This window comes from Paenibacillus sp. FSL H7-0735 (assembly GCF_038008505.1).
Classification (GTDB): Bacteria; Bacillota; Bacilli; order Paenibacillales; family Paenibacillaceae; genus Paenibacillus_AQ; species Paenibacillus_AQ odorifer.
This window is the reverse complement of the sequence record NZ_JBBOZH010000002.1, coordinates 670,934-685,879: the sequence shown is the minus strand read 5'-3', so window position 1 is coordinate 685,879 and position 14,946 is coordinate 670,934. Positions and strand designations below refer to the sequence as shown.

Sequence of the window (14,946 nt, the reverse complement as noted above, 5' to 3'; positions counted from 1 at the left end):
AGGTGCTCTAAATGGCTGAAACTGATTTTGGGTTTGAAAACTCATGGAATAATGTTTGGCACATAACGTAGTATGGAGGCGGTTAAAATGAACACTATCGGGACAAATATTAAACGGTTACGTAAAATTCATGATCTAAATCAAACGGATTTCGCTAATAAAATCGGTGTTTCTCAAGGCAGCCTTAGTGATCTGGAGTCTGGAAAAAGCAGGCCAGCTATAGAGACAGTTATTTCAATTTGTACTGTTTTTGGTTGTTCGTATGAATGGTTCTTGACTGGGAGGGAATATTCTACTACTGGGAATTTGAATAATACAATAAGTGAATTAATGCAGATTGTTAAAGAATTAAACAATAGTGATCAACTTGAATTATTAACAGTTGCAAAGTTCAAGCAAAAACAACTACATAATAAATACAACAACGAACCTTCTTAAGGATAATTTGTAGGAAATAGAGTATTAGACCCTCATGGCTTCATTAAGCTAACGGGCAGGAGAATGTCAATTTAATACAGAATAAAACATTGTGTTCGTTTTACATATGAACTTGAAGATTAGAATTAGATATCCTTAATAAGGAGGAAACATCGGAATGAGACTTTACCAGACTGATTATACGAAATTAAGTGAAGAAGATTCAATGCAACATAGACTAATTATGGAGTCACAAATTGTAATGAGAGCTAAGTTTATAGATGAAATACCAGCGCAAAACAAGGCAATTAGGCATTTTGAAACTCTATTCCCTAATAATTACTTAGATTGGGAAGACTTGCTGGATAGATCACGACTTGAAGCGCTATTGGAAGAATATAAGAATGAGATTCATAAAATAGATGCTACAGAATCAAAAATTGCAAATTGGATAAGAACTAATAACGCACATTTTATTATTGCTTCAATACTGAAAGAAACCAATTTTGGACATCACGAGGCTTTCATTATCCCAGAGTTTAAACTAGGCACCTTGTACGAGGTTGATTACCTTCTCATCGGAAAGCGATCTGGGGGTTATGAGTTTATGTTTGTGGAACTTGAACATCCAAATAAACAAATCACATTAGCTGAGGGGCAATTAGGAAAGGCTTTTCGTGATGGTTTGACTCAAATTAATGATTGGGTAACTTATATGGAGGCTAATTTCCGTTCACTCCAGGAAATCTTAAATAAATATGTATGTCCTGGTAAGGACTTGCCTAAAGAATTTCGTGACTACGACTCAACCAGAATACACTATGCTGTAGTTGCAGGACTTCGTAAGGACTTTAATGAGTATACATATAGGTTAAAACGTGATTTCGAATCAAATCAAAATACAAAAATATTACATTACGAAAATCTTTTGGAAAATAGCTATAGGGTTATCGAAAAATACTATTAACTAATAAGGTATATAGATTAAATTTTCGGTCTGAGTGTTATAAGCAACCTTTAAATTAATTCTTAATGGTAATAAAAAGAGATATTTGCTGTTGGATGAGGTAGGTGTTCCAGTTGGTCCTGTTATGAAGTATTTAAAATACCTCGATCAGACAGGTAAAAGCAACAACACACTGAAGACTTATTGCTATGCATTAAAACAGAAATAGGTCAAACTTCAAAGTGAAATTTGTGGAGTTATCTGATACTATTCCAACTATTTGTCCGACTTGTGAAGTTGAATAATTTTCCGATATGTTGGAAATCTTTTAGAGTGCTGAGTAGTTACGTTTTTTTTAATATTTCCTCTCTATATTGGGTTGGAGATTTTGAATAAAATCTTTTAAAAATCAAACTGAATTGTGGCAAACTATTGTAACCAATAATTAATGCGATTTCTTTTATTGTCAAATCAGGTTGTTTTAGCAGCTCCTTAGCCTTTTTCATACGCAATTGGTTAACAAAATAAATCGGGGATGTTTTAAATACCTTGGAATAAGTATTACTTAAATATGTAGGGTGTACTTCTGCAAGATCAGCTAAGTTTTGAAGGGATATTTTTGAATCATAATTTTTTCTAATAAATCTGTTAACTTGAATTAATCTTGGATCAATTTGGTACACGTTCTTTTGAAAATGTGGCGGTTTTTGAAAGTTTTCTAAAATTTTTATGATGTGAGCACTGTTTTTTTCGCATGACTGGTCATTAACTATTATAGATTGAAACGGGGATTCATCAAACACAGTGGCAAAAAAATCCTTGTGTAATTTAGTTTCACAAGAAAATTTAATTCCTTGTAAATAGACGGGGGATTTACTAACGTTTTGAATGGTAAAAGATCCATAACAACACTGAAATAGCCCAGACATATTTTCTAATATTTCAGTATGATATCGGTTGAAAAAAAAATCAATTTTACCCTCAGATTTAATATAAATAAAGTCATTTTTTAGAGTAGTCCATTTTTCAAATTCTCCTGGAAATAAAATTATTCCTTTCATGATTGTTTTAACTTTCACACTCTTCCCCCCATGCACCTCATGAATATTCATAATTTACATCTATTAATATTACACAGAATATATTGTTTATGTTATGTATAATTGATAAATTTAGTATGTTGTAAAATTATAACACTGCGAGAAGAATATGTGTAGTGGTGCTTTTGATTAAGTTTAAGGTAATACATATCTAACTAAGGAAGAATTATTTAAAGATAAAGGAAGTGATGCCATTATTATAATGGATATGTTTAAATCTATTTCTAGTTGGCGAATTGCTTTATAAATTATAATTTGAAAGCGATTCAACAAAAGAAAATACCTATATTATTGTGTTAAATAAAGCAAATACTAGATACCTCAAATGAAAATGTAATTTATGTTTAGATTCGATTATTTGGTTCTATTCTATGGTTTAGAAGAATACAGACAGGTTTTGAAGTTATGTTAGTAGGCATTACAAAAGAAAAATAATAATTTAATTGGAAGGAAGTTTAAATCGATGAAAAAAGTAAAAGTTGCAATTGCTGGTGTTGGGTCTTGTGCTTCGAGTCTAGTTCAAATGGCTTCTTTAAATGAGGATGATTCAAAGTTTCATGGAGTTATGTATGGAGATATAGGTGGGTACAAGGTTAATGATATTGAATTTGTCTGTGCGTTTGATGTGGACGTCAATAAAATTGGCAAGGATCTTTCTGAAGCAATCTTTACTTCTCCTAATGTAGCTATAAAACATGTTAGTGTTCCTTATTGTAATGTTGTTGTTGAACCAGGACCTCTCTTGGATGGTATATCAGGAAATTTGTCTGAAATTATCACTGCGGATTCTAGGACAAAAGAAATTGGCATGGATGATGTAGTGAAAAGATTAAGAGAAGTAGAGGCGGACGTTTTAGTTTGTTATTTGCCGACAGGCTCATATGAGGCAGTACGAAATTATGCTCGTGCTGCTGCTTATGCAAAAGTTGCTTTTATAAATGCAACGCCAGAGCCAGTAGCACAGGATGCGGAATTGCAGAATTTATTTATGATTAATAGAGTTCCTTTATTAGGAGATGATATCCGTAGTCACTTAGGTTCAACAACATTACACACGGCATTAATAGAGCTGTTGCATTCCCGTGGAGTGAAAGTTGTAAATACCTATCAGTTAAATTTCGGTGGAAATGCTGACTTTTTAAATCTATCTTCACCAACTCGTTCTGCTAGCAAACAAAAATCTAAGCGTAATGCATTAAATTCTGCAGGGATTGATGCTAGTAAGGTTGCAGCAGGCCCTAATGGATATGTGGAGTATCTTGGTGATACGAAGGTGTGCTACCTAAGAATAGAGGGGAGTTCTGTATTAGGGTCGCAAATTTCAACTGAAATAAGATTACAGGTCGAGGATAGTCCTAACTCTGCGGGAGTTATCATAAGTGCCGTTAGACTAGCTAAGTTATCGATTGATCGGGGCCTTTTCGGAGTAATTGATGATGTCTGCCCAATGTTATTCAAAAGTCCAAGGTATGGGGCAAATGAATCTACTGCATACAAGTTAATTAATGAATTCATAGTTTCAAAATAAAAATTTTAAATCTATAAAAATAAGAGGTGAAGTGAGATGACTTTACATATTTCATCAAAAAAAGAAACGAGCGTGGAAAATCTACCTTTCGAATTGGTAGAAAGGAAAGGTGTTGGTCATCCGGACACCATTTGTGATGCGATAGCCGAAAGAGCATCGATGTATTATTCTCAGTATTGTTATAAAAATTTCGGACGTGTGGCGCATCATTGGTTTGATAAAGTTATGTTAATTGGTGGGGAAGCGGATATTAGTTTCGGGTATGGAAAAATAACGAAGCCATATAAATTAATCTTTGCGGGTAAAGGTGCCCATTATTTTGGGGAAAATAAAATTCCAATATACGATATTTTTTATGAAGCAGCTTCAGATGTGTTAAAAGAAGTACTTACAGGATTTATTCCTGAAGAACATGTGGAGCTTTCTATTGAAATAGTTGATTATCATGGGGCAGGAAGAGCGAATTCTCGTTACAGACCAATGACTATCGATGACCTTGTAGACTTAGATACAAAAACAGAGGTATCGAATGACTGTAACTTGCTTTCTGCACATGCACCACTAAGTAATTTAGAAAAGATGGTTCTATATGGAGAACAATATATTAATGGAACGGAATTTAAAAAAGCTAATCCTGACATAGGATGGGATGTAAAGGTGTTTGGAAGTCGACATGGAGATGAATATAAAATCATTGCAAATATCCCTTTTATAGCAAGTTATGTAAAGGATGAAGGTTATTATTATAAACGGAAAGATGAAATTAAAAGGGATATTTTAACATTTATTGAAAATACGGTAGGGATTAAACCAGAATTAATGATTAATCCTCAAGATAGAAATAATAAGTTTTATCTGACTGCGTTAGGATCCGTTGCAGACACTGGAGATGTTGGTGTAGTCGGGAGAGGTAATCGTCTTAATGGATTAATTACTCCAATGCGCTCTATGAGTATTGAAGCACCAGCGGGGAAGAATCCAATGGATCATACCGGGAAAATTTATGGTGTGTTGACTCAAGATATCGCTGATAAAATCTATACTATATTAAGTAAGCCTGTTGAGGTTCATATATTTACGGCCAAAGAATCTCCTCTTACCAATCCAGATGAAATACTTGTCAGAGTTCAGGGTTGGGAAGAAAATGTGGAAGATGTTCAATTAATTGAACAGATTGTGAGGGAAAAGTTAAATACCATAGAAACTATTACGAAAAGATTGATTTTTGACGGAATCACTATGTGGTGATAATTAATATGAAATATATACAAGAATTAATGCTAAAGCACAAAATTGCTATATTCGATTTAGACGGTACATTACTTGATAGTGAAGGAAAAGAGTATTCAAATGTAAGTTTAGGTTTGAAGCACTTGAATAATCTAGGAATAGTATGCATTCTTGCAACAGGAAGAAGTTTGTCATCAATGACAGTTATGGTGGATAAAATTGATTTTCTTAAGTGTTTCTATCCCAAATTTGTTTGTAATGATGGTAATACTTTATTTGACAGAAATTCTAGAGAATATAAAGTGCTTAATGTAATAAATACGAATTATTTTAACGAATTATATACGGATATAAAAGATTTTGCGGATTGTGTAATTGAAATGGATGGGTATTTGTATGCTAATACAATATTATCTTCAACTAAGTATTGTATGATATTTAAGGAGATACCTCGATCAAGTATTAAAGTATTACCTTTGCAGAGCTTAAGTCCTGGAAATATTTCAGGAATTTACGTTTTTCCCAAAAAGAACCGAGATTTGGAACTTGAGGTATTAATAATTTCGTCACTTAAGAACAATGATGTTGAAATGAAACGATTGAATTTATTGGACTGTATAAAAATAGAAGTTGATAATAAATCGAAAGCTAAAGGTGTAACTTTCCTTCTCAATTCCATTGAAAAAAAAATTGAGAACGCAGTTTCATTTGGGGATTATTTAAATGATATTTGTCTGCTTGAAGGTAGTGGATTTGGGATAGCAGTTAGTGAATCTGTAGATCAGGTAATAGAAATAGCTGATTATCATTTAAAGGAATCAGTAGGTTCGTTTCTGTTGCAAATGTAACTAATTTTCAAATAAAAAGTATCGTGAATTAGTTTACTATGAATCGATTACAAATACAAAAATAGAAAGTGTGAATCAGTAATTATGCAAATATGAAAAGGAGCCATTCCTATAATGAATTAATTTGAGATTTGAACAAAAAAAGCGCCTCCTGTATGCTGGGTCATGGAATGGTGTCCATTCACTGCCCGAATTAAAAGGAGGACGCTCAATATGAAGTATAAACAATCGAAGAAACAGAATCAACGAATTACACGAATTTCTGACAAGACCCTTGTCGTAGGCGCAGACATCGCTAAGGAAATCCACGTTGCTCGAGCTATCGACTTCCGGGAAATTGAACTGGGAAAGAATTGCGTGTTCTCCAATACCCGTGCCGGAATGGAGCAGCTGGTACAGTGGATGAAAGAGCTTCAGCGGGAGCATGCCAAGAGCGACGTCCTCTTTGGCATTTAGCCTACTGGACACTACTGGTTCACCCTGGTGGAGTATTTGGGACAACAAGGTATTCCTTTAGTCATTGTCAATCCGCATCATGTGCACAAGAGCAAAGAACTGGAAGATAACTCACCGACGAAAAACGACTATAAAGATGCAAAAGTCATAGCCGACTTGGCACGAAACGGGAAATACAGTGAACCCAAACTACCGACGAGTATCTACGCAAATCTGCTGATTCTCATGAATCTTCGGGAGAAGATCATGGTGAATCTCGGACAGGTGCAAAGGCGGGTACAGAACTGGCTGGATCGCTTCTTTCCAGAATACACAGAGCTATTTAAAGACTGGGAAGGCAAAGCCTCGCTTATTACGCTGGGCGAGTTTCCTACACCAGGTGAAGTCGTAGAGCTAGGCACAGAAGCTATTGTTCAGCGGTGGAAGAAAGACGTGAACCGGGCTGTAGGCGCTAAGCGAGCGCAGCACCTTATGGAAACGGGAGACGTTCCATCGGTCTGACAGAATGGACTTCCTACCGCCAAAATCGAGATTAAAACGCTTCTGGAGCAGTATGAAATGTTCGCCAGGCAGCTTGAAGAAATTCTGACTGAGGTCGAACGTCTACTCGTGCAAATTCCAGGTACGAAAGAAATGCTTACAGTGCCGGGCGTGGTTGTTGGGACGCTGGCGGGATTTCTGGCAAAAGTCGGGGATCTAAACGGTTATCAGCATGGACAGCAGATTATTCGGCTGGCCGGACTGAACCTCAAAGAGAACAGTTCCGGAAAGAAAAAAGGCAAATCCAGCATTACTAAACGTGGACGCGCGCGCTTAAGGGCTCTGCTATTCCGGGCGGTCATGCCCATGGTAGCAAAGAACGCGGAGTTCAAGGCGCTGCACCAGTATTCACGAAGCAAAGTCAGAATCCACTGAAGAAAAAGCAATCCCTCGTGGCCTTGTGCGGGAAACTCATACGTGTCCTGCATACGCTAGGCACCAAGCAAATTCCGTACGATGCAAACGACCTTTTTGGGCCGGGACGTCAGGCCCAGTTACAGTTGGCAGCTTAAGAATAACCGAACTCACGTTTCTCACCGGAATGAAAGAACCAAGACAAAGGAAGCACGGAGAAGCGGCAGGAATCTATTCCATAAGGGCAACGACCCTGTAAAGGAGCAAAAAACGGCATCCACCTCTTGAGAGACAGAACGAAGGAATGTAAGGGCATTGACCCCGCGTGACATGGGAGGGTAAGCCGTCAAGAGTCAGGTGTGGATATCCAAAGTGCGATCACAGGAACGATCCATGGGTTGGGGGCAACTTCCTCCAATCTCTATTCCCGCCACCGGCTTCACCAGAAAATAATGTCACCCTTACAAGACTTCTCCAGCTCTCGAAAAGTCTATGGTTGAAAATCTAAGAACGAGTGAGTAAACAAAAGGAATTATTAATTTATAGTGGGAGGAGATAGTATGGCTATGTCATCCATCGATAATAAGCTAGCCCTATACGGTGGGCAATCAACTATTCAGAATAAGTTGAAGTATGAATGGCCTAAGATAGCACCTGAGGATAATGCATATATTAGTGAAGTCTTAAATAGAGGGGAAATTTCCTATAATGTTCAAACTGATGAAATAGATAAACTTGAGGAAAACTTTAGAGAGTATTTGCAAGTTCCTTATTGTTTGGCACTAAATTCGGGGACCTCGGCATTATTTTTGGCTTTTTTGGCTCTCGGACTAAAGGCTGGTGATGAAGTAATTGCGCCAACTTATACTTACCCTGCTTCAATTATGCCATTATTGCATTTAGGTGTAAAACCAGTGTTTGTTGATTCTGGGGCTAACTCACCTCTAACAACAGTGGAACTTATTGAACAGAAAGTCACCGATAAGACAAAAGCAATCATAGTTTCTCATATGGATGGTTATGCGGCAAATCTAATTGGAATTGAAAAGTTAGCAACAAAATACAATTGTTATATTATTGAGGATTGTGCCCAATCATTGGGAGCGAGTTATAAAGGCAAATTAACGGGAACAGTAGGAGATATGAGCATTTTTAGTTTACAACAAAAAAAATTGGTTACAGGAGGAGAAGGGGGGATATTAGTAACTAAAAATAAAACTCTATACGAAAAGTGCATTCTTCTTAGTTATTTAGTGATTAGATCAGAGAAAGATGTTACAGATTCTGAATTAAGACCTTATTTTTCTACTGGATTAGGATTTAATTTTAGGATACATCCTCTTGCCGCTGCTTTAGCGAACACACAATTTCCTAAAATGGAACAGAATTTATCTAGTAGAAGAAGGGTACTATTGAAACTTAGTAATAAAATGAAAGAATTAAAATCGATTAAAATGCCTGAAATAGAGGGGGATATTGTCGAAAGTTCATTTTATAGTTTCAAAGTTTTATATTGCCCTTCTACAGTGGGGAATTTACCTATTTCTATATTTATTGAGGCTTTAAATGCAGAGGGAGTGCCCATTTTTAAGTCTATTACAAGACCATTACACATTGAATACATATTTAAAAAGGACAATAGGGAATTTCTACTACGTAATTTTCAGAGTGATGCATTCATTATAGATGAATCGGATGAGTATCCAAATAGTGAGGATTATTTTAATAGAGCTTTGAGATTGCCTCCTTACTTTGAAATATCGGACAGTGATATAGACCTTATTATTAATGCCTTCAAAAAAGTTGAGAACAATATTGATCAACTAAAAAAAAGGATGGAAAAATAATATGAAAAGATTTGAAAAGTTAACTGTAATTGTAACAGGTGGTAGTCAAGGAATTGGTAAAGCTGTATCTCTTCAATTTGCACAAGAAGGAGCAAATGTAGTAATAGCAGATATAGACATAGAAAGAGGAAAAAAATTAGAAAAGAGTATTCAAGATAGTGGGTTCATTGCTTTGTTTGTTTACGCAAATGTATCAAAGGAAGAGTCAATTCAAGAAATGGTTAATCTATCAATAAAGCATTTTGGTTCTGTTGATATTTTAGTAAATTGCGCTGCATGCTTTATTTTTAAGGGTATTGAAGCTACTGTGGATGAGTGGACAGACATGTTTATGACTAATGTAGTTGGTTATGCACTTTGTGCACAATATACAGTACCAGAGATGATTAAAGCTGGTAAGGGGGCAATTGTAAATATTGCTTCCATTTCTGGATTTATCGCTCAACCCGGATATCTTACTTATAACACAACTAAGGGTGCTTTAGTAAATATGACACGTTGCATGGCACAGGATTTGGCTATTCACAATATCCGTGTTAATAATGTTTGTCCGGGTACAGTATGGACTGAAAATAATGAATATTACACCAAGTTAGAATATGGTGAAGATCTTGATCGTGAAGCGGCGAACCAGCATCCGGATATTGGTGGAAAACATATGTTGAAACGAGTAGCTGATCCAGAAGAAATTGCAAAAGCAGTATTATTTTTGGCTTCGGAAGACGCTAGTTTTATTACTGCCGAGAATCTTATTGTTGATGGTGGCTATACGGCTCAATGAGCGGGGGCTTAAATGGATAATATTTTTGAAGTATTAGGAGATTACTACGATATCAAAACTGTTAATGAATTCTCTATATTACAATCAGGAAGTACGAATATCGTCTGGAAAATATCGGATGGAAAGCGTAACTATGTATTAAAGAAAATCAATAGAGAATTTGATTCAGACTGGATTCAATGGACAAGGGAGATAGTTCCCAATTTAAATAATAATGAGATTAACAACGGATTGATTACAAATATCAATGGTAATTATTTTACTCAAAAAAATAGTGAACTATGGTCTCTGTCTACATTTATCGTTGGAGAGAATTTTAAATTAGGTAATAATGATCAACTTAAAGAAGTTGCAAGTTTTCTTCAAAGACTCCAACAAATTGATTGGAGTTCGAACAGCTTAAACGGCTACTTAAAAGTTTTAAGTCATAAAAACGAAATATATAATTGGTACAAATGTACGACAGAGAAATATTTAGAATTTACTGAGACGATTAAAAAATATTCCCAAAATGTTGATTGCTCAGTTATTAAACTTTTACTTTCTAATATTGATTATATAGTTTCAAGAATTGATGATCAAGAGTATGATGAGTTCAAAATGGTACCATCTCATGGTGAGATACAAGGCCAAAACATGATTTTTAATCGTAATAAATTAGTTAGTTTAATAGATTGGGATAGTTTAAGCATACGTCCTAGGGTCTATGATATCGCAATGTCTGCTATATTTCTTTCGAGAAAAAAGAGAGGATCTTTCCATTTATGTAAGAATCAATTTCTCAATTATTTAAGTGAATTTCAGTTAACACATGCAGAAAAAATGAGTGTTTTTCCGACAATAATATTTTATTTGGTACCTAATATAAAAAAAATCAAAGAATATATTCATTTAGCTCCAGATAAGTTGGAGTGGTATTTAAATTGGTCTATTAATGGAGTTAATCAATTGTGTACCGAGATGAAGGAGGTTTTTTGAAAAATGTTTGATTTTATTTGGTATAAGGTATACAGAGAGAGGATTTGTGTGAGTTTATACGGATCAAGGAATTTATTAGACAAAATTGTCGATAGTATTTCACCATATTACTATTCTGAATATGTAGATGAGCCAGTAAATACTTCTTGGAAAATTGTACTTGATATTAATAGTATTGATCATGCAAAATTTAGTGATTGGCAAGAAATTATAGTTAATTATCCCAATGAACCAACCAGAAAGTATTTATTATCATCAAGTGAAAAAACTATTATCATTATTGAGCCCAATGAAATAGTTTGGAAGATTCAGCAAGTAATACGACTGGTTAGAGATATAGTAAGGAATGAATTTATTCAAGAAGATATGAATTATTACCATTCAGCTGTACTTACATATAAAGATAAAGGAATATGTGTGATGGGGTCGAAAAAATCAGGTAAAACTACAACAATACTTAGTTTGCTTACAACACAAAAAGCTAATTTTATTTCTAACGATGATTTATCTCTAAGGCTTATTGATGGGAAGCTTGTTGGCTATGGATGGCCAAGAGCAGTTTCAGTTAGAAATGATTCATTTGAAGCACTTCGTGCATTAAATGTTAATATCAACAGAAATACACTTGAGCTGACGCACCCTTCTAATACAATAAAGCTTAGGGATAATTATACTTTTTTTTATCCTAAAGAAATTGTGCAAACGTTTGGAGGAAACCTACTTCCAATTACTGAGATTGATTTAATAATATTTAGTGAATTTGTAGATGAAACGACTAGTTTAACAAGGTTAAGTAACAAAGAAATAGTAGACATGTTAAGAGAAAACTACGAAGTTGATATCAATAGACATTTTCGTGACTTTGAACATCTTTTTCATAAAATAAGTGAAGAAAAAGTTGAACAGAATATTCAGTATGTTGCAAATAAAGTTCTCGCATATAAACTGAATCAGAATTTTTGGGATTTAAATGAAAGCATACGTTTAATAGATGAGCTAATAGAAAGTGAAATGGTTATAAAATGAAGAAAATTTGGATAATTGGTCCTCCTGGTGTTGGTAAGACCACTTTAAGTGTAAAAATAAATGACGCTTTAGGAACTCCAATGTATGAGCTAGATTCAATTTATTGGCTAGAAAATTGGGTTGGAAAGGCGGATGGACAGTTTAGAGATGATGTAAAAAAAATAATACTGGATCCAGAATGGATTATTGATGGAGCATATTGGCAAATTGAAGACATTATGATAGAAAATTCGGAAACAATAATTTATTTGGAATCTTCTCTAAGTGTATTGTTATTTAGAGTAATGAAACGAAGCCTAAAAAGAATTGTTAAAAAAGAGAAGTTGTGGCAAGGAAATCAAGAATCATTTTCTTTTGTTTTTTCTAGAAATGGTTTAATTAGATATACTATAAAACAATATTTTATATTTAAAAAAAAGTTCTCAACATATAAAGGGTATCGGAAAGTAGTAAGGATTAAAGGAAAGAAAGATATGGATGATTTTGTAAATTATTTAATTACTTTATTACGAGAAGAGGAAATAAAGCATGTACGATTGTAAAACATCAGCCAGAAATATATTTTCGGCATTAATAAAATGTAAGAGTGAACAAGTAGTAGCTAGTGAATTCATACATTGGGGAACTGTAGAAGATAATGATTCAAATTCTTGTATGAACCAATTTCTTGTTATTTTAAAGCCAGAAATATGTGAGATCGGAGAGGGAATAAAGACAGAGGAAATAATTTGGCACACTCTTAAAACATTTAGTGAAAACGGCATATCGGTTAATGCCGCACACGTATTTAACGATAAATATATTCGACTTCATTCAATCGTTGAGAACCAATATTCAATCTTGAATATTGGTTCTAGATTGGGGCTATCGCATATGTCGCACATTTACCAAAATAGAGTGAAGAAATTGTATGGTGATCACATCATTGTTGGTGCATATGATTTTCTACAGAGGTTCACCTTTTTTACAGCAGAGAGTTTGGAGAAAATTGCTCACGAAGTAGGTTCAATTAAACTAGGAAATGGTACTTATTTGTTATCTATAGAACAAGAGGGAGTAAAGTATGGTGTTATTAATGCGTTCCATCCAAGACAAGTAGAACACTTTCGTAGAGAGCAAAATTCAATGGTAGTATTAGAATGCACATCTAATACTGATTATAAAGTAATATGCGAAAAAATTATCGGCAATTTTAATCCTCAGGATGCCAGCGAGGGTTCGCTAAGAAATTATTTATTTAAAAACGAAAAAAACTTAGGACTAAACAAAATAAGTATACTTTTAAATGGATTCCACATTTCCCCAAGTCCTTTAGAGGGGTTATTTGGAATCTTACGTTATCGAAATATGAATAATCCATTAAAATTATTTGGTTTACAAGACACTTTATTAAGTAAAAAAATGTTAGAAAGTGGTTTGGCTGAACAATTTATATATAATTTAAGGAATAATCTGATTATTAATTCTGGAAAGGAAATCGCTATGTTATTTGATTATATGGAAGGGAAAAATTCAGATCAAATATTACTAGATGTATTGTCCATAGCAAAAAACATAACGAATTCATTATCTCCTTGTGAGGAATTGAGATGATTAATTGCGAAAGAAACATTATGATCACTGGAGGTTCACATGGAATTGGTTTAAGTATAGTAAAGAGATATTTATCAATGGGATGGAATGTCATAAATCTTGACATCTCCTTTTCATCTACTTTTGAAAATATTAACGAACAGGAACAGATTCATTATCATTATATTCATACAGATTTATCAGACATCGTTGCAATTAATGATTCTGTTAAATGTGTCAAGGATAAATTTGATAATATTAATGCATTTATTCATTGTGCAGCTCATTATTCTAAGAGACCAAGATTTGAGGCTACGGTTGAGGAATGGATGAGAAGTTTAATGATTAATTTAATTTCTCCTTGTTTACTAATTAATCAATTGATTAATTTATTTCATAATAGTGATAAATGTTCAATTGTCTTTATTGGTTCAATTGCCGGTTCATTTGCAGAAAGCAGGTACTATCCGTACAGTGTTTCGAAAGGAGCGATGATTTCTTTAGTAAAACAATTAGCATATGAGTTACCAACAATTCGTGTGAATCTAATATCATGTGGAACTGTTTGGTCTGAAAGATTAGAGGAGAAATTTAAAACATCATATGGAATAAAGAGTAAGGAAGAAGCGAAACATATAATAAGTAAAAATATTATGAATCGCGTGGGTGATATAAAAGAGATCAGTAACGTTGTGCAGTTTTTAATTTCGGATGAAGCTAGTTTTATTACAGGAACACAAATTTTTGTTGATGGTGGTTTTCACGTTATTTAATTAATCTATCTAAGGGAGAATAGCAACAATGGATATTAGAAATTCTGCTCGTGCAATTCTTATGAATAATTCTGGGCAAGTTTTGTTGTTCAAATTTAAGTTCGAGGATGTAAAGGATCAAAAAATACTTTGGGTGACTCCTGGGGGAGGGCTTAAAGATAATGAGTCATTTGAAGAGGCATTACGAAGAGAGATTTTTGAAGAAATAGGAGCAAATATAGATGAGATAGGTCCGTGGGTTTGGACAAGATCCATTGTTATTAACGGTGTAAAAAAGGATTTTATAAGTTATGAAAGATACTATTTAATAAATATTAACGATTCAGATGTTACATTATTGAATATGACTGATAAGGAAAAAAGAACATTAAAAGGATATTATTGGTGGAATATAGAAGAGATAATTAAGTCGAACGAGGTATTTGCCCCTCCCAAATTAGGTGATCTTATAAAGGATATTCTTGAAGGTAACATTCCTAATCAACCATTGGATATAGAATAGTATTTTTATGGCTATCAATAGTTGATCTGATAATAGTATTTATTTTGA

The 14,946-nt window shown here is 34.0% G+C and carries 14 protein-coding genes and 1 pseudogene; 14 read left to right on the top strand and 1 reads right to left on the bottom strand.

The features are described 5' to 3' along the window. The first annotated feature begins 87 nt into the window (after positions 1–87). Both NSS82_RS30545 and NSS82_RS30540 read left to right on the top strand, forming a co-directional pair. Entirely contained in the window at positions 88–438 is a 351-nt protein-coding gene (locus NSS82_RS30545) for a helix-turn-helix domain-containing protein (protein ID WP_076272254.1), read from the top strand. Between the two features lie 157 nt (positions 439–595). Continuing rightward, entirely contained in the window at positions 596–1,384 is a 789-nt protein-coding gene (locus tag NSS82_RS30540) for a Shedu anti-phage system protein SduA domain-containing protein (RefSeq protein ID WP_076272255.1), read from the top strand. Positions 1,385–1,707: 323 nt separating this feature from the next. Here the strand turns inward: NSS82_RS30540 and NSS82_RS30535 are convergent, their stop codons facing one another. Beyond that, on the bottom strand, positions 1,708–2,442 hold the full coding sequence (locus tag NSS82_RS30535) for a helix-turn-helix domain-containing protein (RefSeq protein ID WP_076272257.1): 735 nt from the start codon (positions 2,440–2,442) through the stop codon (positions 1,708–1,710). Between the two features lie 484 nt (positions 2,443–2,926). Between NSS82_RS30535 and NSS82_RS30530 the strand changes: the two genes are divergently transcribed. From NSS82_RS30530 to NSS82_RS30475, 12 genes and pseudogenes are all read left to right on the top strand, one after another. After that, a complete protein-coding gene (locus NSS82_RS30530) occupies positions 2,927–3,991 on the top strand; it encodes an inositol-3-phosphate synthase (protein WP_076272258.1) in 1,065 nt (354 codons plus the stop codon). 36 nt (positions 3,992–4,027) lie between these two features. Continuing rightward, positions 4,028–5,239, top strand: coding sequence for a methionine adenosyltransferase (locus NSS82_RS30525; RefSeq protein ID WP_076272259.1), 1,212 nt, complete (start codon positions 4,028–4,030; stop codon positions 5,237–5,239). An 8-nt stretch (positions 5,240–5,247) separates the two neighbouring features. Next, positions 5,248–6,069, top strand: coding sequence for an HAD hydrolase family protein (locus tag NSS82_RS30520; protein ID WP_076272260.1), 822 nt, complete (start codon positions 5,248–5,250; stop codon positions 6,067–6,069). A 213-nt stretch (positions 6,070–6,282) separates the two neighbouring features. Then, positions 6,283–7,577, top strand: a pseudogene (locus NSS82_RS30515) (IS110 family transposase). Positions 7,578–7,979: 402 nt separating this feature from the next. Beyond that, positions 7,980–9,266: a DegT/DnrJ/EryC1/StrS family aminotransferase gene (locus NSS82_RS30510; RefSeq protein WP_081386558.1), complete on the top strand. Its 1,287-nt coding sequence runs from the start codon at positions 7,980–7,982 to the stop codon at positions 9,264–9,266. 1 nt (position 9,267) lies between these two features. Continuing rightward, positions 9,268–10,047 carry an SDR family NAD(P)-dependent oxidoreductase gene (locus tag NSS82_RS30505; protein WP_076272261.1) on the top strand — a complete coding sequence of 260 codons (780 nt, stop codon included), beginning with the start codon at positions 9,268–9,270 and terminating at the stop codon, positions 10,045–10,047. 12 nt (positions 10,048–10,059) lie between these two features. Further along, complete coding sequence (locus NSS82_RS30500; protein ID WP_076272262.1) at positions 10,060–11,025, top strand: phosphotransferase; 966 nt, start codon at positions 10,060–10,062, stop codon at positions 11,023–11,025. Between the two features lie 3 nt (positions 11,026–11,028). Then, positions 11,029–12,051, top strand: coding sequence for a hypothetical protein (locus NSS82_RS30495; RefSeq protein ID WP_076272263.1), 1,023 nt, complete (start codon positions 11,029–11,031; stop codon positions 12,049–12,051). Further along, positions 12,048–12,593 (top strand): AAA family ATPase, encoded by a 546-nt coding sequence (locus NSS82_RS30490; RefSeq protein ID WP_076272264.1) that lies wholly within the window; start codon positions 12,048–12,050, stop codon positions 12,591–12,593. The genes NSS82_RS30495 and NSS82_RS30490 overlap by 4 nt, the downstream gene beginning before the upstream one ends. After that, the gene (locus NSS82_RS30485; protein ID WP_076272265.1) at positions 12,580–13,644 is read left to right on the top strand and encodes a hypothetical protein; all 1,065 of its coding nucleotides are present in this window, start codon (positions 12,580–12,582) and stop codon (positions 13,642–13,644) included. Before NSS82_RS30490 ends, NSS82_RS30485 begins: the two co-directional genes overlap by 14 nt. A gap of 20 nt (positions 13,645–13,664) precedes the next feature. After that, positions 13,665–14,396 (top strand): SDR family oxidoreductase, encoded by a 732-nt coding sequence (locus tag NSS82_RS30480; protein WP_178944180.1) that lies wholly within the window; start codon positions 13,665–13,667, stop codon positions 14,394–14,396. A 28-nt stretch (positions 14,397–14,424) separates the two neighbouring features. Then, a complete protein-coding gene (locus NSS82_RS30475) occupies positions 14,425–14,898 on the top strand; it encodes an NUDIX hydrolase (RefSeq protein WP_340961224.1) in 474 nt (157 codons plus the stop codon). Positions 14,899–14,946: the final 48 nt, after the last annotated feature.